This window comes from Calditrichota bacterium, from assembly GCA_013152715.1.
In the GTDB taxonomy this organism is placed as follows: Bacteria; Zhuqueibacterota; Zhuqueibacteria; order Thermofontimicrobiales; family Thermofontimicrobiaceae; genus 4484-87.
The window spans coordinates 1-4,515 of the sequence record JAADFU010000104.1 but is presented as its reverse complement, the minus strand read 5'-3'; the positions used below and the strand labels follow the sequence as shown (position 1 = coordinate 4,515).

Annotated in this window: 11 protein-coding genes; all 11 read right to left on the bottom strand. The window is 46.0% G+C overall.

The annotated features are described in order from the left end of the window. Positions 1–317: electron transport complex protein RnfC (locus GXO74_08625; protein ID NOZ61734.1), on the bottom strand; the 317-nt coding region annotated here is incomplete at its 3' end. Further along, complete coding sequence (locus tag GXO74_08620) at positions 314–592, bottom strand: EutN/CcmL family microcompartment protein (GenBank protein NOZ61733.1); 279 nt, start codon at positions 590–592, stop codon at positions 314–316. The genes GXO74_08620 and GXO74_08625, both read right to left, overlap by 4 nt. A gap of 13 nt (positions 593–605) precedes the next feature. Continuing rightward, positions 606–869, bottom strand: a complete 264-nt coding sequence (locus tag GXO74_08615) for a EutN/CcmL family microcompartment protein (GenBank protein ID NOZ61732.1) — start codon at positions 867–869, stop codon at positions 606–608. A 14-nt stretch (positions 870–883) separates the two neighbouring features. Then, entirely contained in the window at positions 884–1,153 is a 270-nt protein-coding gene (locus GXO74_08610) for a EutN/CcmL family microcompartment protein (protein ID NOZ61731.1), read from the bottom strand. 17 nt (positions 1,154–1,170) lie between these two features. Next, positions 1,171–1,461, bottom strand: coding sequence for a BMC domain-containing protein (locus tag GXO74_08605; protein NOZ61730.1), 291 nt, complete (start codon positions 1,459–1,461; stop codon positions 1,171–1,173). Between the two features lie 28 nt (positions 1,462–1,489). Further along, positions 1,490–2,914 carry an aldehyde dehydrogenase family protein gene (locus GXO74_08600; GenBank protein ID NOZ61729.1) on the bottom strand — a complete coding sequence of 475 codons (1,425 nt, stop codon included), beginning with the start codon at positions 2,912–2,914 and terminating at the stop codon, positions 1,490–1,492. A gap of 16 nt (positions 2,915–2,930) precedes the next feature. After that, positions 2,931–3,233, bottom strand: coding sequence for a BMC domain-containing protein (locus tag GXO74_08595; protein ID NOZ61728.1), 303 nt, complete (start codon positions 3,231–3,233; stop codon positions 2,931–2,933). A 10-nt stretch (positions 3,234–3,243) separates the two neighbouring features. Next, complete coding sequence (locus GXO74_08590) at positions 3,244–3,522, bottom strand: BMC domain-containing protein (GenBank protein NOZ61727.1); 279 nt, start codon at positions 3,520–3,522, stop codon at positions 3,244–3,246. A 32-nt stretch (positions 3,523–3,554) separates the two neighbouring features. Further along, positions 3,555–3,872, bottom strand: a complete 318-nt coding sequence (locus tag GXO74_08585; GenBank protein NOZ61726.1) for a hypothetical protein — start codon at positions 3,870–3,872, stop codon at positions 3,555–3,557. A gap of 24 nt (positions 3,873–3,896) precedes the next feature. Then, the gene (locus GXO74_08580; protein ID NOZ61725.1) at positions 3,897–4,184 is read right to left on the bottom strand and encodes a EutN/CcmL family microcompartment protein; all 288 of its coding nucleotides are present in this window, start codon (positions 4,182–4,184) and stop codon (positions 3,897–3,899) included. An 8-nt stretch (positions 4,185–4,192) separates the two neighbouring features. Then, positions 4,193–4,515 (bottom strand): phosphate propanoyltransferase (locus tag GXO74_08575; protein NOZ61724.1); only part of this gene is annotated, 323 nt, incomplete at its 5' end.

Below are 4,515 nucleotides of genomic sequence, written 5' to 3'. Positions count from 1 at the left end.
TAAAAATCTCCGATTTTGGCGATCTCCATCGGCGGACTGATGAGTTTTTCCAGAATTGAAATAACATCTTTATGCTTCGCCTTAATGCCGATGATTCCCTTGCCGGCACCAGTCATTTCAAGTATTGACTGGAAACCTTCGATAACCTGCTCGGGAAAATTTAGCAGAATTTGCTCATCTTTGTGCAGCAGGGGTTCGCATTCTGCTGCGTTCAAAATGACAATTTCTGGATTCGATTGCAATTTCACGTGTGTGGGGAAACCAGCACCTCCGGCGCCAACAACACCTTTTGCCCTGACTGCTTCTGCGTTCATCATTCAATATCCCGATAATCTATCTCATCAACAATCGCCATAATCAACGTGCGGATCGGCGCGAGTTCTAATTTAAAAACTTCCTTTGCCACACCAGGCGCACCGCCGCAAACTACAATATCACCAACGTCGCAGCCAACGTAATCCATCGCCACCCATGTTGAGCCAAATTCTGAACCATCCGGTTTTACCGGCTGCACAACGAAAACACGCTTTTCTTGATATGCCGGATGTTTTTCCGTGGCAGTTACTCGATATTTTACTTTTGCCAGAAACATTCAATTTCCCAAATTAATCAATCGCGTCCACAAGTTCAACCACAGAGGCATTCACCGGCGCAAATCCTGAATCAAACGCCTGAGTCGCGTCAGTACTGGTAACGTAAATTACCACATCGCCGACTCCCGCCAAATTTTTCGGATCAGCAACAACGAGAACCTTTCCCTGTTCTTTCCCTTCTGCGGACATAGGCTGAATTACATGCAACCGACAGCCTCGGAGACTATCCACTTTGCGATCAGCCCAGACATTTCCGATTACTTTTCCAATTTTCATATTTTTTTTAGCTATTATTCCACAATTTGCACGTCATCGATTATCGCCATCACAACGGCATCAATGGGCGCGTTACGGGTCATTTCAGTCATTCTCGCTGATGAGCCGTAAGAAAGCAAAACAAAATCCCCTTCACCGGCCTGCACTGCATCGACTGCGACGTGATACGTGTCCAGCGGTCTTCCGTGATGATCAACCTCTTTGCACAAAAGCAATTTCATGCCATAGAGATTTTCATCCTTTTGCGTGGCAACAACACTGCCAACCACTTTTGCGAAAATCATGCTGTCTCCGATTCCAACTATTTGTTAAATGTCGTTCCCAATTCACCTACGGGGCGGGGAATAACTGTGTCCGAAATTACTTCTCCGACGCGTGTTGCCGCACTTCTCGCCGCTTCAATAGCAGATCTCACTGCAGCAACTTCGCCCTCAATAACCAAAGAAACAATGCCGCTGCCAAGCTGGCGCCATTCCACAACCTCGACATTAGCAGCCTTAACTGCTGCATCCGCCCCTTCAATCAGCGGGGTAAATCCTTTGGTTTCCAGAATACCAATTGATTTAATTTCAGCCATTTTTAACTCCTCTATTTGAAAATTTTCAATTCTTTAGCTTATTCTAAACAAAACGCAACGCGTGAGCGGTCATAATTCTCCGCCTCCGTACAAAATCTCTTGGATTGGTAATTCCCTGACCTGTCGGAGAGGCAATGGTATGAGAAAAAGAGCCCTCACCGGTCATCCCACCGTTTCCACGCAGGGAGCCGCCATTTATGACCAGCACATCAGTTTTTAATTTTTTGGAAAAAATAGTCGCTCGAGTCAAATCCTGAGTAAAAATACTTGCTGTGTGCTCAAAGCCGTGCTCCGCTTTCAAGCTGCATTCTAATCCATCTTCAAAATTTTTAACGCGAACGACCGGAATGCAAGAAGTCATTTGTTCGGCAACCACCCAGGGATGATCACGATCTGTCTCGCCAAAAAGCATAGGCACATCCTCGGATATCGTCATCCCCAAATCGCGAGCAAGCACGTTAGCATTTTTGCCGACATGCTTCCTGCTGATAAAATAATGCTTTCCGTTTTTCTCCAGGGCTTTTTGCGCTAACTGATCCATTTGGGAGCCGACCAGTTTTTTATTTCCCTGCTTTTCAAACAAACGCATGAATTCATTGAACACTGAGTCAACGACAAAAATTTCTTTCTCTGCAATGCAAAGAATATTATTGTCAAAACTGGCGCTTTCAGTGATCTCTTTGACTGCCAATTGCAGATCAGCAGTCTCATCCACCAACACAGGCGGATTGCCGGGACCTGCAGCGACGATGGGTTTGCTGAATTTCATCGCGGCTTCTACGACACCAGGCCCTCCGGTCACCGAAAGCAATTTTGTCTTTGGATGGCCAAACATGACCTGTGCCGATTCCAGTGTAGGCTCGGCAACACAAGTAACAAGATTCTCCGGTCCCCCTTCTTTGACAATATATTGATTGCAGCGCTGAATGACCAATGCGTTCAATTTTTTTGCTACCGGATGCGGGTTAAAAACAATGGTGTTTCCACCAGAGAGTTGAGAGATGATGTTTTCCAGCATCGTGGGACTGGGATGTGTGCTCGGAGAAATATTCCCGATCACGCCCCATGGGGAAAATTCGTCAATCGCCAGACCGAATTTACCGGAATGAGCGCTTGGCTGCAAAAATTCCACTCCGGAAGCGTATTTTGCCACGTTGATGTGTTTGGTAATTTTGTGCTCAACGCGGCCCATGCCGGTTTGTTCCACTGCCATGCGGGAAAATTCTTCTTTGAAATCCATTGCCACGCGACGAACTGCATCTACGAATCGCTTGCGATCCTGAATGTCGAATTCCTCATATTTCAGAAAAGCTTGGCTCGCCGCTTCAATCGCATCATTCATGTCGTCAAATACGCCCCAGTCGCCTTTTGGGCTCTGGTTGGTTGTTACGCTTTTATCGCCGACGACATTTTGGACAACATTTTGAACGATTTTTTGTATTTCTTCTTCGCTAATATTCACGTACATGGCTCTTTTTCAGTTATTATTTTTTACGTTTTGTTGTTTGTGCGGAGACATCGATCGGGAAAGTTGGTACTAATTTATCCGAAGGTCGCGGAATGACCGTTTGTCCCTGAACTTCTCCGATTTGTGAAGCTGCTGCAACGCCGGCTTCCACAGCCGCTTTCACTGCAGCCACATCCCCGCGGAGGATGATATTAATTTTGCCGCCACCGACGCGTAGCCAGTCTGCCAATTTCACATTTGCCGCTTTTACGGCTGCATCAGCAGCTTCCATCGCTGTGGCAAATCCTAAAGTCTCGATGACACCTAACGCTTCTTGCATGGCTTATCTCCTATTTCTTGATTCCGATTAGATTAAAAACATCCTCGTGCGCCGAAGCAATCACATTTGCGCAAATGAGCTCACCCACTTTGGCCGCTGCCTCAGCTCCGGCTTCGATTGAAGATTTGACGGCTCCGACTTCACCGCGAACCACCGCAGTCACATAGCCACCGCCAATTTCTACTTTTTTCACCAGATCAACATCTGCAGCTTTCAACATGGCATCGATTGCCACGATGCTGCCCGTGTTTCCTCTGGTTTCCACAAAACCTAATGCCACTTTTGTCATTATTTTTCCTCCAAATATGTCATTAAAAAATGTTATTCAAACCGAATAGCGAGTTGTTTTTGTCTAATTGCTTCCCGTGCTTTGGGAGTGACAATTGTTCCTTTGGGTACGATGATTTCTCCGGCCAATTCATGCAATCGAAGAATATGATTTTCTGTCAAAATCGGCGTCTTATAGCTGCTCATATCGATCTTTTCGGATTTGGTTCGTATGCCGGTTGTCCCTGTTGATTGGGTTGAAATGTTACTGGGCTCACCAGAAGAAATGACCTGAATGCCCCGTTTTTCCAGTTCAGCGACAACCTCGCGCGCGACCATTTGAATAATTTTTTCCAGAGAAATTTGCTCCAAATCACTACCCTGCTAATTTAATGTCTATTTTTTGTAAAAATCTTTTTTCCCGGAAGAGACGATATCGACAATGCCGATAATTGAATTGTCCGTACAAACGCCCTTTGTCTGGCTGGTCATTCGCGCCGATGAAGATGAACAGGTAAGAACGATATCTCCGAATTTAGAGTTGACTGTATCAATGCAGGCGTAAGTTTCCGGTAAAGGTTTGAGTTTTTCGTCAAGATGCTGAACGATTAGGATCCGTAGTCCTTCTGTCTTACCGGTTTTTCGCGTAGCTACAATATTTCCGATGACCTTTCCAAATTGCATAACAGTCCTTACATTTTTCCTAAAAATTCAACTGACATGGCGCAGCGGACATTTGCTGCGTTTGCGTCGTCCGTGTCAAGGTGAATTTGCAGTTTCCAAGCATCGTTCACCCGAACCAATACATTTTCAAAAACTGTTGCTTTGGCGCCGCCGATGCGGACACGGATAAAATCTCCGTTCTTCACGCCGAATTGGGCAGCCACATCTCCGGGCATGTGAACGTGGCGATTGGCGATAATAGCGCATTCCGGCAAGTAGATAGATTTCCTGGGTCCTACCAAAGTAAGAGGCGCTGCACCTTTTAAATCTCTTGAATTGCGAACCGGCGGAT

Coding starts and splice junctions, on each gene's coding strand:
- GXO74_08620 (NOZ61733.1), bottom strand. CDS start 592: ATGTTTCTGGCAAAAGTAAAATATCGAGTAACTGCCACGGAAAAACAT.
- GXO74_08615 (NOZ61732.1), bottom strand. CDS start 869: ATGAAAATTGGAAAAGTAATCGGAAATGTCTGGGCTGATCGCAAAGTG.
- GXO74_08610 (NOZ61731.1), bottom strand. CDS start 1,153: ATGATTTTCGCAAAAGTGGTTGGCAGTGTTGTTGCCACGCAAAAGGAT.
- GXO74_08600 (NOZ61729.1), bottom strand. CDS start 2,914: ATGTACGTGAATATTAGCGAAGAAGAAATACAAAAAATCGTTCAAAAT.
- GXO74_08595 (NOZ61728.1), bottom strand. CDS start 3,233: ATGCAAGAAGCGTTAGGTGTCATCGAGACTTTAGGATTTGCCACAGCG.
- GXO74_08590 (NOZ61727.1), bottom strand. CDS start 3,522: ATGACAAAAGTGGCATTAGGTTTTGTGGAAACCAGAGGAAACACGGGC.
- GXO74_08580 (NOZ61725.1), bottom strand. CDS start 4,184: ATGCAATTTGGAAAGGTCATCGGAAATATTGTAGCTACGCGAAAAACC.